Here is a 12,767-nt window from a genome sequence, read left to right as displayed (position 1 = left end):
TCACCCCACCGGTGCCGCGCGGCGAAGTCTTTCCTGGAGCGTGAACTGTGCGTTCGGCCACTCGTTGACGGTCATCGCGTACTGCACGGTGTCCCGCCAGGAGCCGTCCGGGCGCTGCCGGTGCATCCGCAGCACGCCCTCCCTGGTGGCACCGAGCCGTTCGATGGCCGCCTGTGAGCGGGTGTTGCGCAGGTCGGTGTGCCAGACCACCCGCACCGCGCCCAGCTCGTCGAAGGCCCGCCCGAGCAGCAGCAGCTTGGCCTCGGTGTTGATGCCGCTGCGCCACCAGGGCCGGCCGAGCCAGGTGTACCCGATGGCGACGGACCGCCGCTGCGGGTCGATGTCGTAGAACGATGTGCTGCCCACCAGCGCGCCGGTCCGGGCGCAGCGTTGCACCCACGGCACCCGTTCTCCGCGGTGCGCGGCGGCCAGCGCGTCGCGGACCACGGCGGTCATGTCTGCCACGTCGGACGGCAGCGCGGTGCCCAGGTGTGCCCACACCTGCGGCTCGGCGGTGGCGGCGAAGAGCTCGTCGGCGTGGGCCAGGTCGAGCGGCTCCAGCCACACGTGCTCCCCGCGCAGCGCCGGCGCCTCCCGCCACGGGGATCCGGCCGTTCGCAGGTATGCCGGGACCGGCAGGCCGACCCCCGGGACGGGCTCGGGCAGCCCCGGCGTCAGGGTCATCGGCACCACGCCGGCCCAGTACGGCAGGTCGCGGTCGGCCGGATCGTCGCCGACCCCGCCGGCGCGGGACCGCACCGACACCTCGTGCAGCGGCAGCGCCAGCACGGCCGTCTCGGCGAGCTCGCGGCGACTCGGGGGCCGGCTGTCCGCACTGCGGCCGGTGCCCACCTTCTCCACCAGCGCGGTCAGCACCCGGGCCTTCTCGGTGTCGTCGACGACCAGGCGGGCGGTGCCGTGCGCCACCACCGAGCGGTAGTTGGCGCTGTGGTTGAACTGGGCGCGGGCGTAGACCAGCCCGTCGAGCAGGGTGACCGACACGCAGACGGGCAGCCCGTCGGCCGCCCGGGCGGCCAGCAGCGGCCGGCTGCCGGTGGAGCCGTGCAGGTAGAGCGTGTCGTCGACGCGGACGTGCAGGGTGGGCAGCAGGCGCGGCTCACCGTCCACGACGAACCCGAGCGCGCAGTGCCAGGCCTCGTCGAGCACCGCGTGCGCGGCGGCCCGGTCGTAGCTCATCCGGTCGCGCAGGCGACTCGCCGTGGTGCGAGGGGTCGGGGAGTACATGCGACATCCCGCCTTCGTGCTAGTACAATCCTGAAAATGTGGCAGTACGTTATCAGATCGCCGGCGCGACGTCGGCCGCCATTTCGGCGAGCGTGGAAACCGGCATCCGCACCGGCGCCCTGGCGGCGGGCGAGGCGCTGCCGGCGGTCCGCTCGCTCGCCGGGGAGCTGGGCGTCAGCCCGGCCACCGTCGCCCGGGCGTACCAGGAACTGCGCCGGCGCGGGCTGGTCGACGCCGCCGGCCGGCACGGCACCCGGGTGCGCCCCCGCCCGCCGGTCGCCGCCCAGCGCTCCGCGCTGCACCCGCCGCCCGCGCCGGGCACCCACGACCTGTCCCTGGGTCAGCCCGACCCCCGGCTGCTGCCGCCGCTGGGCCCGCGGCTGGCCGCGCTCGCCGCCGAGGTCGGCCCACCCACCGGGTACGCGACGGACGCCGTGCACCCGGCGCTGGCCGCCGCGGCCCGGGAACGCCTCGCCGCCGACGGTGTGCCGGCCGACGAGATCACCGTGACCGGCGGCGCCCTGGACGGCATCGAGCGGCTGCTCGCCGCGCACCTGCGCCCCGGCGACCCGGTCGCGGTGGAGGATCCGGGCTGGGCCAACCTGCTCGACCTGGTCGCCGCGCTGGGCCTGCGCCCGGTCGGGGTCCCGGTCGACGACGAGGGCCCGACCGAGGCCGGGGTCCGCGACGCGCTCGCCCTGGGCGCCCGGGCCCTGGTGGTGACCAGCCGCGCCCAGAACCCGACCGGCGCGGCCATCTCCGCCGACCGCGCGGCGGCGCTGCGCGACCTGCTCGCCGGCCGCCAGGACCTGCTGCTGATCGAGGACGACCACGCCGCCGAGCTGGCCCGGGTGCCGCTGCACCCGCTCGCCGGGGCGACGCCCTCCTGGGCTTTCGTCCGGTCGGTGAGCAAGCCGTACGGCCCCGACCTGCGGCTGGCCGTGCTGGCCGGGGACGCGGCCACCGTGGCCCGGGTCGCCGGCCGGGCCAGGGTCGGCGCCGGCTGGGTATCCACCGTGCTGCAACGCCTGGTCCTCGGGCTCTGGCGGGACCCGGCCACCGCCGCGCTGGTCGCCCGGGCCGCCGGGGAGTACGACCGGCGCCGCGACGGCCTACGCGACGCGCTCGCCGCTCGCGGCGTGACCGCCCACGGGCGTACCGGGATCAACGTCTGGCTGCCGGTGCCCGACGAGACGGCCGTGGTGACCGCCCTGCGCGACGCGGGCTGGTCGGTCGCCCCCGGCGCGCTCTACCGGCTCGGCGCCGGTCCCGCCGTCCGGGTCACGGTCAGCTCGCTGGCCGACGCCGATCTGGCGCCGCTCGCCGACGCGGTCGTCCACGCCGTACACCCGGCCAGGCCGGTCCCCTTCACCACCTGAGCCCCCCGGGTCGGTCGGGCCCGGCGCGCCGGACGGGTTGCCGCGTGGACCGTCGCCCGCGGGGTAGAACGGTCGGCATGGCCGAGCAGATCGAGGCCCCGGGGGCCCAGCAGTTCATCCCGCCGCAGGCGGACACGATCGACGCGTTGCGCGCCGCGGCCACCGGCTGCCAGGGCTGTGACCTCTACCGGGACGCCACCCAGACCGTCTTCGGCCGGGGCGACGAGAGCGCCCGGGTGGTGTTCGTCGGCGAGCAGCCCGGCGACCTGGAGGACCAGAAGGGGCTGCCGTTCGTCGGCCCGGCCGGCCGGCTGCTGCGCAAGGCGGTCGACGAGGCCGGCATCGACCCGGCCCAGCTCTACATCACCAACGCGGTGAAGCACTTCCGGCACGAGCTGCGGGGCAAGCGGCGCATCCACCAGACCCCGGACGGGGTGCACATCACCGCCTGCCGGCCGTGGCTGGTCGCCGAGCTCGCCCGGCTCCACCCCGAGCTGGTGGTGGTGCTCGGCGCGACCGCCGCCAAGGCGCTGCTCGGCCCGTCGTTCCGGGTCACCCGGCAGCGCGGCGAGCTGCTGCCCTGGCCGGCGTCGGCCCAGCACCCCGAGGACTTCGCCCGGGTGCCGGTGGACAGCGCCGGGAAGGTCGCCGACGCGCCAGCCGCCCGGCTGCTCGCCACCATCCACCCGTCCGCGGTGCTGCGCGCCGACGACCAGGACCAGGCGTACCAGGGGCTGGTCGCCGACCTCACCGTGGCCGCCCGCGCCCTGGCGAGCTGACCGGCCCGGCCCGGGCGGTCGTACCAGGCTGTGCTCGTGGTTAGTCCACAGCGGAGTGTCGAGGCGTCCGGATGGGTATCCGTCCGTCATGGCCGACCGTTTCCGCTCCCCGATGTGGTTCGTCCCGCTCGGTGCGCCCGGGCCGTACGTGTCGACTGCCGTGTTGGGCACGCTGCTCTACCTGCCCGTCCGCTGGTACGAGGACCCGGACGGCCCGCTGCCGCTCATGCTGGTCCGGGCCGGCTACTGGGGGGTCTTCTGGTCGGCGCTGTTCCTGTTCCTGATGTCCCGGGCGGGCGGCACCTTCCGTACCCGGGCCGCGGCCGAGCGCGCCGAGGGCTGGCAGCGGACGCAGGACGCGCTGCGCGCCGGCGCCCTGCCGACCGACGAGTGGGACCGGGCCGCCGTCCTCGACCAGCTGCCGGCGGCCCGCCGCGGCGCACTGATCGGCGCGGTCGGCGGCCCGCTGCTGCTCGGCGGGCTCGCCGCGGCCGCCCTGGCCGTCGACCGCCCGACCAGCGCCGCGGTGTTCGGCGCCGTGCTGGTCGCGGTGGCCACCTCGGCGGCCCGCACCCTGACCCGGGTACGCCGACTGAGGGCCGCCCCGGCCGCCCGTACCGGCCCGGTCGCCCTGTGACCGCCCACCGCGCCGAGCCGCCGGTGCCGCCGGACCAGGCAGAGTCCTCCGACCGGGCCGAGTCGCCGGTGACCACCGACCGGACCGGGCCGGACGTGGTCCGCCGGATTCCGCCGCTGCTGCGCTTCGTGCTGGCCTGGGCGTGTGGCATCCCGCTGACCGCGCTGCTCAGGTTGTTCTTCAACCGCACCGACTCGTGGCCGGAGAACCTGCTGACCGGCGCTCTGTTGAGCCTGGCGATGTCGCCCGCGATCGCCGTCACTCCCCAGCTGGCCGGTCGGCGGCCGGCCGACGAGCGGGCGCTGCGTCGGGCCGTACGCCACGGGACGCCGCCGGACGACGACCGGTTGCGCGCCGCGCTGCCGGACCACCTCGCCTGGCTGCGTCGGGGTGCCTGGTCCGGTCTCCTCGTCGGCCTGCCGCTCGCCCTCGGCCTGGCGGCCGTCGGGTGGTACGCGAGCGACGACCGGTCCTGGGCGGGCTTCTTCGGGCTGGTGGCCGTGCTGGTGGGCGGGTTCGCGGCGGACACCCTGCGCCGGGTCCGCCGGCTGGAGCGCCGGGCCGCTGGGCAGCGCGGGTGAGCGGTGCCACACTGGCCGGCATGGAGCAGCATCTCTACGAGCCCGTCCACGAGGAGTTCCGCGACCTGTGCCGGGAGTTCCTGGCCCGCGAGGCGGTGCCGCACCACGAGCGCTGGGAGGCCGACGGCATCGTCGACCGCGAGGTGTGGCGCAAGGCGGGGGCGGCCGGGCTGCTCGGCATGGACGTCGACGCCGACCTGGGCGGCGGCGGGCAGCGGGACTTCCGGTTCAACGCCGTGCTGGACGAGGAGATCGTCGCCGCGGGCTGCTCCGGGCTCGGCTTCGGCCTGCACAACGACGTGGTGGCGCCGTACCTCACCGAGCTGGCCACCGACGAGCAGCGCAAGCGCTGGCTGCCCGGCTTCTGCTCCGGCGACCTGGTCACCGCGATCGCGATGAGCGAGCCGGGCGCCGGCAGCGACCTGGCCGGCGTCCGCACCTCCGCGGTCCGCGACGGCGACGGGTGGGTGCTCAACGGGCAGAAGACCTTCATCACCAACGGCGAGCTGGCCGACCTGGTGATCGTGGTGGTGCGGACCGCGCCTGACCAGGGCGCGCACGGGGTCAGCCTGGTCGCCGTGGAGACCGGCACGCCCGGCTTCGCCCGGGGCCGGCGGCTGGCCAAGGTCGGCCTGAAGGCCAACGACACCGCCGAGCTGTTCTTCGACGACTGCCGGGTGCCGGCGGAGAACCTGATCGGCACCGAGAACCACGGCTTCTACCACTTGATGGCCAACCTGCCCCGGGAGCGGCTCAGCATCGCCGTCGCGGCGGTGGCCGCCGCCGAGCGGCTGCTGACGATCACCCTGGAGTACGCCCGGTCCCGGGAGGCCTTCGGCCGGCCGATCGGCTCGTTCCAGCACAACCGGTTCCTGCTGGCCGAGCTGGACACCGAGATCACCATCGCCCGGACCTTCGTCAACCACTGTGTGGCCGAGTTCAACGCCGGCCGGCTGTCGGTGACCGACGCGGCCAAGGCCAAGTGGTGGACCACCGAGCTGCAGAACAGGGTCGCCGACCGCTGCCTGCAGCTGCACGGCGGCTACGGCTTCATGACGGAGTACCCGGTCGCGAAGGCCTGGCTGGACGGGCGGGTGCAGACCATCTACGGCGGCACCACCGAGATCATGAAGGAGATCATCGGGCGGGGGCTCGGCCTGTAGCGAAACCGAGGTGCCCCCGGGCGGGGTGGGTGGACGAGGATGAGGGCGCCGCCCGCCCGCACCGCCACCAGGAGAAGCCGATGACCACGGTCGCCACCGCACCGGTCGCCGCGTCCGACGTCGCGCCGATCCAGCGGCGCACCCTGCGCCTGCTGTTCTGCACCCAGATCGTCGGCGGGATCGGGCTGACCATCGGCGTGTCGGTCGGCGCGCTGCTGGCCGCCCGGATCGCCGGCACCGCGCTGGCCGGCCTGGCGCAGAGCGCCGCCGTGGTGGGCGGGGCGCTGCTGGCCGTGCCGGTCACCCGGATCATCAACGCGCGCGGCCGGCGGCCGGGGCTGGCCGTGGCGTACCTGGTCGGGGCGATCGGCGGCGTGCTGGTGGTGCTCGCGGCGGTCACCCACCTGGTGCCGCTGCTCTTCCTCGGGATGCTGTTCTTCGGCGGCGGCACCGCGGCGAACCTCCAGGCCCGCTACGCCGCGGTGGACCTCGCCGAGCCGACCCGGCGCGCCCGGCAGCTCTCCCTGATCGTCTGGGCGACCACGATCGGCGCGGTGGCCGCACCGAACTTCGCCGCGCTGGCCGACGGGGCGACCACCGGCTGGGGGCTGCCGCCGCTGGCCGGGCCGTTCGCGTTCAGCACCGCCGCGTTCGTGCTCTGCGCCGGCGTACTGCTGGTGCTGTTGCGGCCGGACCCGCTGCTCACCGCCCGCCGGCTGGCGGCGGCCGACGCCGCGGCCACCACGCCGGGCGTCGCCCCGGCCGCGCCGGCCGCCGGGATGGGCGCGGCCTGGCAGGTGGTACGCGGGCTGCCGATGGCCCGGCTCGGCATCGCGGCGGTGGCGGTGGGCCACGTGGTGATGGTCGTGGTGATGTCGATGACCCCGGTGCACCTGGGCGACTCGCACGACGACGCCGACGTGCTGCGGGTGGTCGGCATCGTGCTGAGCCTGCACATCGCCGGCATGTACGCGTTCTCCCCGGTGGTGGGCTGGCTCGCCGACCGGCTCGGCCGGCGGCCGGTGATCCTGGGCGGGGTGGGGCTGCTGCTGGCCGCCTGCGCGGTGGCCGGCACCGCCGGCGACGACACGGTCCGGCTCTCCATCGGCCTGGTGCTGCTGGGCCTGGGCTGGTCGGGCACCATGGTGGCCGGCTCCACCCTGCTGTCCGAGTCGGTGCCGGCGGCCGTCCGGCCCAGCGTGCAGGGGCTCTCCGACCTGGTGATGGGCCTGACCGGGGCGGTGGGCGCGGCGCTGAGCGGGTTCGTCCTGCGGGCGTCGAGCTTCCCGGTGCTCACCCTGCTGGCGGCGATCGCCGTGGTGCCGCTGGTGGCGCTAGCGTTGCGGACGGTGCCACCCGCGGCACCGGACGAGGAGGACTGACCACGTGCGGCTCACCGACTTCTGGGCTCGACTGGAGGAGGCGTTCGGCCCCGGCTACGCGGCCAGCATCGCCAGGGACCAGGTGCTCTCCGAACTCGGCGGCCGCACCATCGAGCAGGCGCTGCGCGCGGGCGAGCAGACGCACGTGGTGTGGCGCGCGGTCTGCGCCGCCTATCCCGACCGGGTGCCCGCCCGACTACGCTGAGCGGCCGTTTCGCCGGTTCCGCGTGTCGCTTGCCGAGTCGTACACGTGTTCGGCTATTGTCCACAGCGGGGTGCTCGTCCACAGCTCGCGGCCCGTCGGCTGGTTTTCTGTCGGACCCAGCGCCTAGCGTGTCCGCGTGACGCGAAGCTCAGGAAAGACGCCGGCGAAGGCAGGGGTGGCAAACATGGCCGCAGGGCCCGATCGGGAGAAGGCACTCGACCTTGCTCTCGCGCAGATCGACAAGCAGTTCGGCAAGGGTTCGGTGATGCGGCTGGGCGAGCGCCCGGTCGTCCAGACCTCGATCATCCCGACCGGGTCCATCGCGCTCGACGTGGCGCTCGGCGTGGGCGGTCTGCCGCGCGGCCGGGTGGTCGAGATCTACGGCCCCGAGTCCAGCGGTAAGACCACGGTCGCCCTGCACGCGGTGGCCAACGCCCAGCGGGCCGGCGGCATCGCCGCCTTCGTCGACGCCGAGCACGCGCTCGACCCCGACTACGCGAAGGCCCTCGGCGTCGACACCGACGCCCTGCTGGTCTCCCAGCCGGACACCGGCGAGCAGGCGCTGGAGATCACCGACATGCTGGTCCGCTCCGGCGCGATCGACATCATCGTGATCGACTCGGTGGCGGCCCTGGTGCCGCGCGCCGAGATCGAGGGCGAGATGGGCGACAGCCACGTCGGTCTGCAGGCCCGGCTGATGAGCCAGGCGCTCCGGAAGATCACCGGCGTGCTGAACAACACCGGCACCACGGCGATCTTCATCAACCAGCTCCGCGAGAAGATCGGAGTCATGTTCGGATCACCCGAGACCACCACCGGTGGTCGGGCGCTGAAGTTCTACGCCTCGGTCCGGCTCGACGTGCGCCGCATCGAGAGCCTCAAGGACGGCACCGACGTGGTCGGTAACCGCACCCGGGTCAAGGTCGTGAAGAACAAGGTCGCCGCGCCGTTCAAGCAGGCCGAGTTCGACATCATGTACGGCAAGGGCATCTCCCGCGAGGGCTCGCTGATCGACGTGGGCGTGGAGCAGGCGATCATCCGCAAGTCCGGCGCCTGGTACACGTACGACGGCGACCAGCTCGGCCAGGGCAAGGAGAAGGCCCGGGAGTTCCTCAAGGAGAACCCGGACGTGGCCGCCGAGATCGAGAAGAAGATCCTGGAGAAGCTCGGCGTCGGGGTCGGCGCGGGCGACGCCGCCGGTGGCCCGGAGCTGCCGCCGGTCGACTTCTGATCGGCCGCCGGTAGTGGCAGGACGACGCGCCCGTACGGGGCGGGGCTGGGATGCCGGCCCACCCCGTACGGGTGACGACGGCACCGCCGCGCCCCGCCCCCGCCGTGGGGGTCGCCGCGGCCGGTCCACCGACACCGAGCCGGAGGCGACACCGGCAGCGCCCCGCGACGAGGCCGAGGTCGCCCGGGAGATCTGCCTGCGGCAGCTCGCGGTCCGCCCGCGCACCCGGGCGGAGCTGGCCGGCGCGCTGGCGAAGAAGGGCATCTCCGACGAGGTGTCGGCCCAGGTGCTCGACCGGTACGACGAGGTCGGCATCATCGACGACGCCGCGTTCGCCCGCGCCTGGGTGTCCAGCCGGCACAACGGTCGCGGGCTGGCCCGCCGGGCCCTGGCCAACGAGCTGCGTCAGCGCGGCGTGGACGGCGAGGTGGCCAGCGAGGCGCTCGGCGAGCTGGACGAGGAGACCGAGGCGGAAACCGCCCGCGCCCTGGTCGACCGGAAGCTGCGCACCACCCGGGGCGAGCCGGACGCGGTGTTCCGCCGACTCGTCGGGATGCTGGCCCGCAAGGGGTACCCGCCGGGGGTGGCGATCCGGGCGGTGAAGGACGCGCTGGCCGCGCAGAGCGCCGAGGCGGCCGAGTTCGCCGACCAGATCGACGCCGACGCGCTCGCCGACGCGGAGGGCGAGTTGGAGCGCGGCGGAGGGTGAGCCGGTGCTGAAGGTCTGCCTCAACGGCGGTCGTCGGCGCGACGAGCACCCCGCGGTGCCGGTGACCCCGGCCGAGCTGGCCGCCGACGCGGCGCGCTGCGCCGAGCGGGGCGCCGCCGCGGTGCACGCCCATCCCCGGGACGCGACCGGCGCCGAGTCGCTGGCCCCGGCGGTGATCGCCGAGGCGGTGACCGCGCTGCGGGCGGCCCGGCCCGGGCTGCCGGTGGGGGTGAGCACCGGCGCCTGGATCGAGCCCGACCCGGCGGCCCGGGTGGCCGCCGTCCACGCCTGGTCGGTGCTGCCCGACTTCGCCTCGGTCAATGCGCACGAGGAGGGCGCCGAGGCGGTGGCCGCCGCCCTGCACGAGCGCGGGATCCTGGTCGAGGCCGGCCTCTGGACGGTCGACGCGGTACGCGCCTGGCGACGGTGGCGGGTGCCGGCCGGCCGGGTCCTGATCGAGTGCACCCCCGACGAGCCGGCCGCCGCGCTGGCGGACGCGGGCGCGATGCTCGACGCCCTCGGCCCGGGCGGGCCGCCGGTGCTGCTGCACGGCGAGGGCCGGGCCGCCTGGCCGGTGCTGGCCGAGGCGGTCGATCGAGGCCTGCACACCCGGATCGGGCTGGAGGACACCCTGCTCCAGCCGGACGGCCGCCCCGCCCCCGGCAATCCCGCCCTGGTCGAGGCGGCGCGGGCCCTCGGCGCCCGCTGACCCGGCCAGCAGGTCCGTCGTCCGGCGACCCACAACCCCCGGGCGTCGGCGCCCCCCCCCCCCGCGGCCGCGCCCCCGGCGCCCCACGGCCGCGCCCCCGGCGCCCCGCAGCCGCGTCCACGGCGCCCCACGGCGCCTCCGGGCGCAGCCGCGTCGGGCGGGCGGCTTTCCTTGATCGGATACGCGTCAGCGGCAGCATCCCCGGCGTGTCGAGTCGCTGACGCGTATCCGCTCAGGGGTTGGGGCACCTGGCCGGCCCGGGGACCGACGACAGGAGCGGGCGGGGCGGGTTGAGCAGGGGCGGAAGGCGAATCCGGCCCGTGATTCCGTGATGTTTGTCCTTTCGTGTCCGGCATGCTGTTGACCCTTGGTAGCGGCTCGACTTCGCTCCGTCGGGGGGTTTGATCATGAGTAGTTGACCGAACGGCCTTCGGCGACCTAGCCTCGCCATACAGGCTCACGTTGCCCGACCAGCGCAGGCTAAGCGCACAACATAGATCGCGTAACAGAACAGCATCACTTTTGGCCAGCTCCACCGGCCTTTGACGGCAGCTCCGGACACCCTGTCCGGGGTCGGCCGACAACTGCACCCGGCTGTCGACGGTGCCTGCGGGCACCGCCGACGGAGAGCTACACCCAAACGGCCAGCCGCTCGGTCGGGCGTCCAGAGCCGCAGAGGTTCGTGCCCGCGGCACGGTCCCCTGCGGTGTCGACGTTCAGGGGGAGGCGGCCATGGTGGCGCGGCACAGGGACCGATGGTCCCCAGGGGGCGGCGGCGGGCGGCACTGCGCCCCCGACCCGCGGCAGCCCGCGTCCGTCGGTCGGTGGCCCGGAGATGGCGCGCGGCTCGGGGCCCGGTGGCCCGGAGATGGCGCGCGGCTCGCGGCCCGGTGGCCCGGAGACGGCGCGCGGCTCGCGGCCCCCGGCTGGCGGGTCGGTCGCGGACGTCTGGTCGCGGATCCCGGAGTGCGGGCATGAACGCGTTCGACGTGCTGCTGGTGGTGGTGGTCCTCATCCTCGTGGTGGTCGTGGTGGGCGCGGTGCTGTTCGGGGTGCGCGCGCTGCGCCGAATCGGTGCCGCCCCGGCCCCGGAGGACCCGGCGTTCATCGCCGAGAAGGACCGCCAGGAGCAGTCCCTCGCCGCGCTGCGCAACGCCGCCGACGAGGTCAACAGCACCATCGACGTGGCGAAGTCGGCGGCCTCCGCCGCCCGGGCCGAGGCGGCCGCCGCCAAGGCCGAGGCGAAGGCGGCCCGGGCCGAGGCCCGCCGCGTGCTCGACGACGCCCGCGCCGAGGCCGACACGGTGCTGGAGCGCGCCCACAAGCAGGCCGAGGACGACGCGGAGCAGCTGCGTACGGCGGCCCGGCGCAGCGGTGAGCGGGAGGTGGCGGTGCTTGCCGCGACCACCCGGGAGCAGGCCGCCGAGGTGGAGCGCCGGGCGGCCCGGATGGACGAGCGGGAGCGGCTGCACACCGAGGAGGTGGAGCGCCTCGCCGAGCGCGAGCGGCAGCTCACCGCCGCCAGCGCCGCCCTGTCCGAGCGGGAGGCGGCGCTGGCCGAGCGGGAGGCCGAGCTGACCCTCGCCGAGGAGCGTCGCCGCCGCGAGCTGGAACGGATCGCCGGCCTGACCGCCGACAGCGCCCGGGCCGAGCTGATCGAGGCGATCGAGACCCAGGCGAAGCGGGAGGCCGCCCTGCTGGTCCGGGACATCGAGGCCGACGCCCGCACCACCGCGGACCAGCGCGCTCGGCACATCGTGGTGGACGCGATCCAGCGGGTCGCGAGCGAGCAGACCGCGGAGAGCGTGGTCAGCGTCCTGCACCTGCCCGGGGACGAGATGAAGGGCCGGATCATCGGTCGGGAGGGGCGCAACATCCGCGCCTTCGAGTCGGTGACCGGGGTCAACCTGATCATCGACGACACCCCGGAGGCGGTGCTGCTGTCCTGCTTCGACCCGGTCCGCCGGGAGGTCGGCCGGGTCACCCTGGAGAAGCTGGTCCTGGACGGGCGGATCCATCCGCACCGGATCGAGGAGGTCTACGACCTGGCCCGGCACGAGGTCGAGGAGCTCTGCCACCGGGCCGCCGAGGACGCCCTGGTCGAGGTGGGCATCACCGAGATCCACCCCGAGCTGGTCGCCCTGCTGGGCCGGCTGCGCTACCGCACGTCGTACGGGCAGAACGTGCTCAAGCACCTGGTGGAGACCGCGCACATCGCCGGCATCATGGCCGCCGAGCTGCGGTTGGACGTGCCCACCATCAAGCGCTCGGCGTTCCTGCACGACATCGGCAAGGCGCTCACCCACGAGGTCGAGGGCAGCCACGCGATCATCGGCGCCGACCTGGCCCGCCGGTACGGCGAGAGCGAGGACGTGGTGCACGCGATCGAGGCGCACCACAACGAGGTGCCGCCGCAGACCATCGAGGCCGTGCTCACCCAGGCCTCCGACGCCTGCTCGGGCGGGCGGCCGGGGGCGCGGCGGGAGAGCCTTGAGGCGTACGTCAAGCGGCTGGAGCGGATCGAGGAGATCGCGGCCGGCAAGCTCGGCGTGGAGAAGGTCTTCGCCATGCAGGCGGGCCGGGAGATCCGGGTGATGGTCAAGCCGGACGACGTGGACGACATCGGCGCGGCGGTGCTGGCCCGGGACGTGGCCAAGCAGATCGAGGAGGAGCTGACCTACCCGGGTCAGATCCGGGTGACCGTGGTCCGCGAGTCCCGGGTCACCGAGATCGCCCGCTGACGGGTA

The 12,767-nt window shown here is 75.1% G+C and carries 12 protein-coding genes; 11 read left to right on the top strand and 1 reads right to left on the bottom strand.

The annotated features are described in order from the left end of the window. On the bottom strand, positions 1–1,245 hold the full coding sequence (locus ACFY3U_RS00430; RefSeq protein ID WP_387192482.1) for a bifunctional pyridoxamine 5'-phosphate oxidase family protein/GNAT family N-acetyltransferase: 1,245 nt from the start codon (positions 1,243–1,245) through the stop codon (positions 1–3). 38 nt (positions 1,246–1,283) lie between these two features. On the opposite strand from ACFY3U_RS00430, the gene ACFY3U_RS00425 reads away from it, so the two are divergent. The 11 genes from ACFY3U_RS00425 to rny all read left to right on the top strand — a co-directional run bounded on the left by ACFY3U_RS00425 (position 1,284) and on the right by rny (position 12,761). Next, positions 1,284–2,624 carry an aminotransferase class I/II-fold pyridoxal phosphate-dependent enzyme gene (locus ACFY3U_RS00425; protein WP_387192479.1) on the top strand — a complete coding sequence of 447 codons (1,341 nt, stop codon included), beginning with the start codon at positions 1,284–1,286 and terminating at the stop codon, positions 2,622–2,624. Positions 2,625–2,701: 77 nt separating this feature from the next. Continuing rightward, positions 2,702–3,403, top strand: coding sequence for a UdgX family uracil-DNA binding protein (locus ACFY3U_RS00420; protein WP_387192476.1), 702 nt, complete (start codon positions 2,702–2,704; stop codon positions 3,401–3,403). 88 nt (positions 3,404–3,491) lie between these two features. After that, positions 3,492–4,040 carry a hypothetical protein gene (locus tag ACFY3U_RS00415; protein WP_387192473.1) on the top strand — a complete coding sequence of 183 codons (549 nt, stop codon included), beginning with the start codon at positions 3,492–3,494 and terminating at the stop codon, positions 4,038–4,040. Continuing rightward, positions 4,037–4,621 carry a hypothetical protein gene (locus ACFY3U_RS00410; RefSeq protein ID WP_387192471.1) on the top strand — a complete coding sequence of 195 codons (585 nt, stop codon included), beginning with the start codon at positions 4,037–4,039 and terminating at the stop codon, positions 4,619–4,621. The genes ACFY3U_RS00415 and ACFY3U_RS00410 overlap by 4 nt, the downstream gene beginning before the upstream one ends. A gap of 20 nt (positions 4,622–4,641) precedes the next feature. Beyond that, on the top strand, positions 4,642–5,784 hold the full coding sequence (locus tag ACFY3U_RS00405; RefSeq protein WP_387192468.1) for an acyl-CoA dehydrogenase family protein: 1,143 nt from the start codon (positions 4,642–4,644) through the stop codon (positions 5,782–5,784). An 80-nt stretch (positions 5,785–5,864) separates the two neighbouring features. Then, on the top strand, positions 5,865–7,166 hold the full coding sequence (locus tag ACFY3U_RS00400; RefSeq protein ID WP_387194064.1) for an MFS transporter: 1,302 nt from the start codon (positions 5,865–5,867) through the stop codon (positions 7,164–7,166). Between the two features lie 4 nt (positions 7,167–7,170). Beyond that, positions 7,171–7,371 (top strand): DUF3046 domain-containing protein, encoded by a 201-nt coding sequence (locus tag ACFY3U_RS00395; RefSeq protein WP_387192466.1) that lies wholly within the window; start codon positions 7,171–7,173, stop codon positions 7,369–7,371. 184 nt (positions 7,372–7,555) lie between these two features. Continuing rightward, a complete protein-coding gene (gene recA, locus ACFY3U_RS00390; protein ID WP_387192463.1) occupies positions 7,556–8,602 on the top strand; it encodes a recombinase RecA in 1,047 nt (348 codons plus the stop codon). A 13-nt stretch (positions 8,603–8,615) separates the two neighbouring features. After that, positions 8,616–9,311, top strand: a complete 696-nt coding sequence (locus tag ACFY3U_RS00385) for a regulatory protein RecX (protein WP_387192461.1) — start codon at positions 8,616–8,618, stop codon at positions 9,309–9,311. 4 nt (positions 9,312–9,315) lie between these two features. After that, on the top strand, positions 9,316–10,020 hold the full coding sequence (locus ACFY3U_RS00380; protein WP_387192459.1) for a 3-keto-5-aminohexanoate cleavage protein: 705 nt from the start codon (positions 9,316–9,318) through the stop codon (positions 10,018–10,020). 974 nt (positions 10,021–10,994) lie between these two features. Then, positions 10,995–12,761, top strand: coding sequence for a ribonuclease Y (gene rny / locus ACFY3U_RS00375; protein ID WP_387192456.1), 1,767 nt, complete (start codon positions 10,995–10,997; stop codon positions 12,759–12,761). The last annotated feature ends 6 nt before the right edge of the window (positions 12,762–12,767 follow it).

It is taken from the genome of Micromonospora sp. NPDC000089 (assembly GCF_042899365.1).
Taxonomy (GTDB): Bacteria; Actinomycetota; Actinomycetes; order Mycobacteriales; family Micromonosporaceae; genus Micromonospora.
This window is presented reverse-complemented; position numbering and strand designations above follow the sequence as displayed.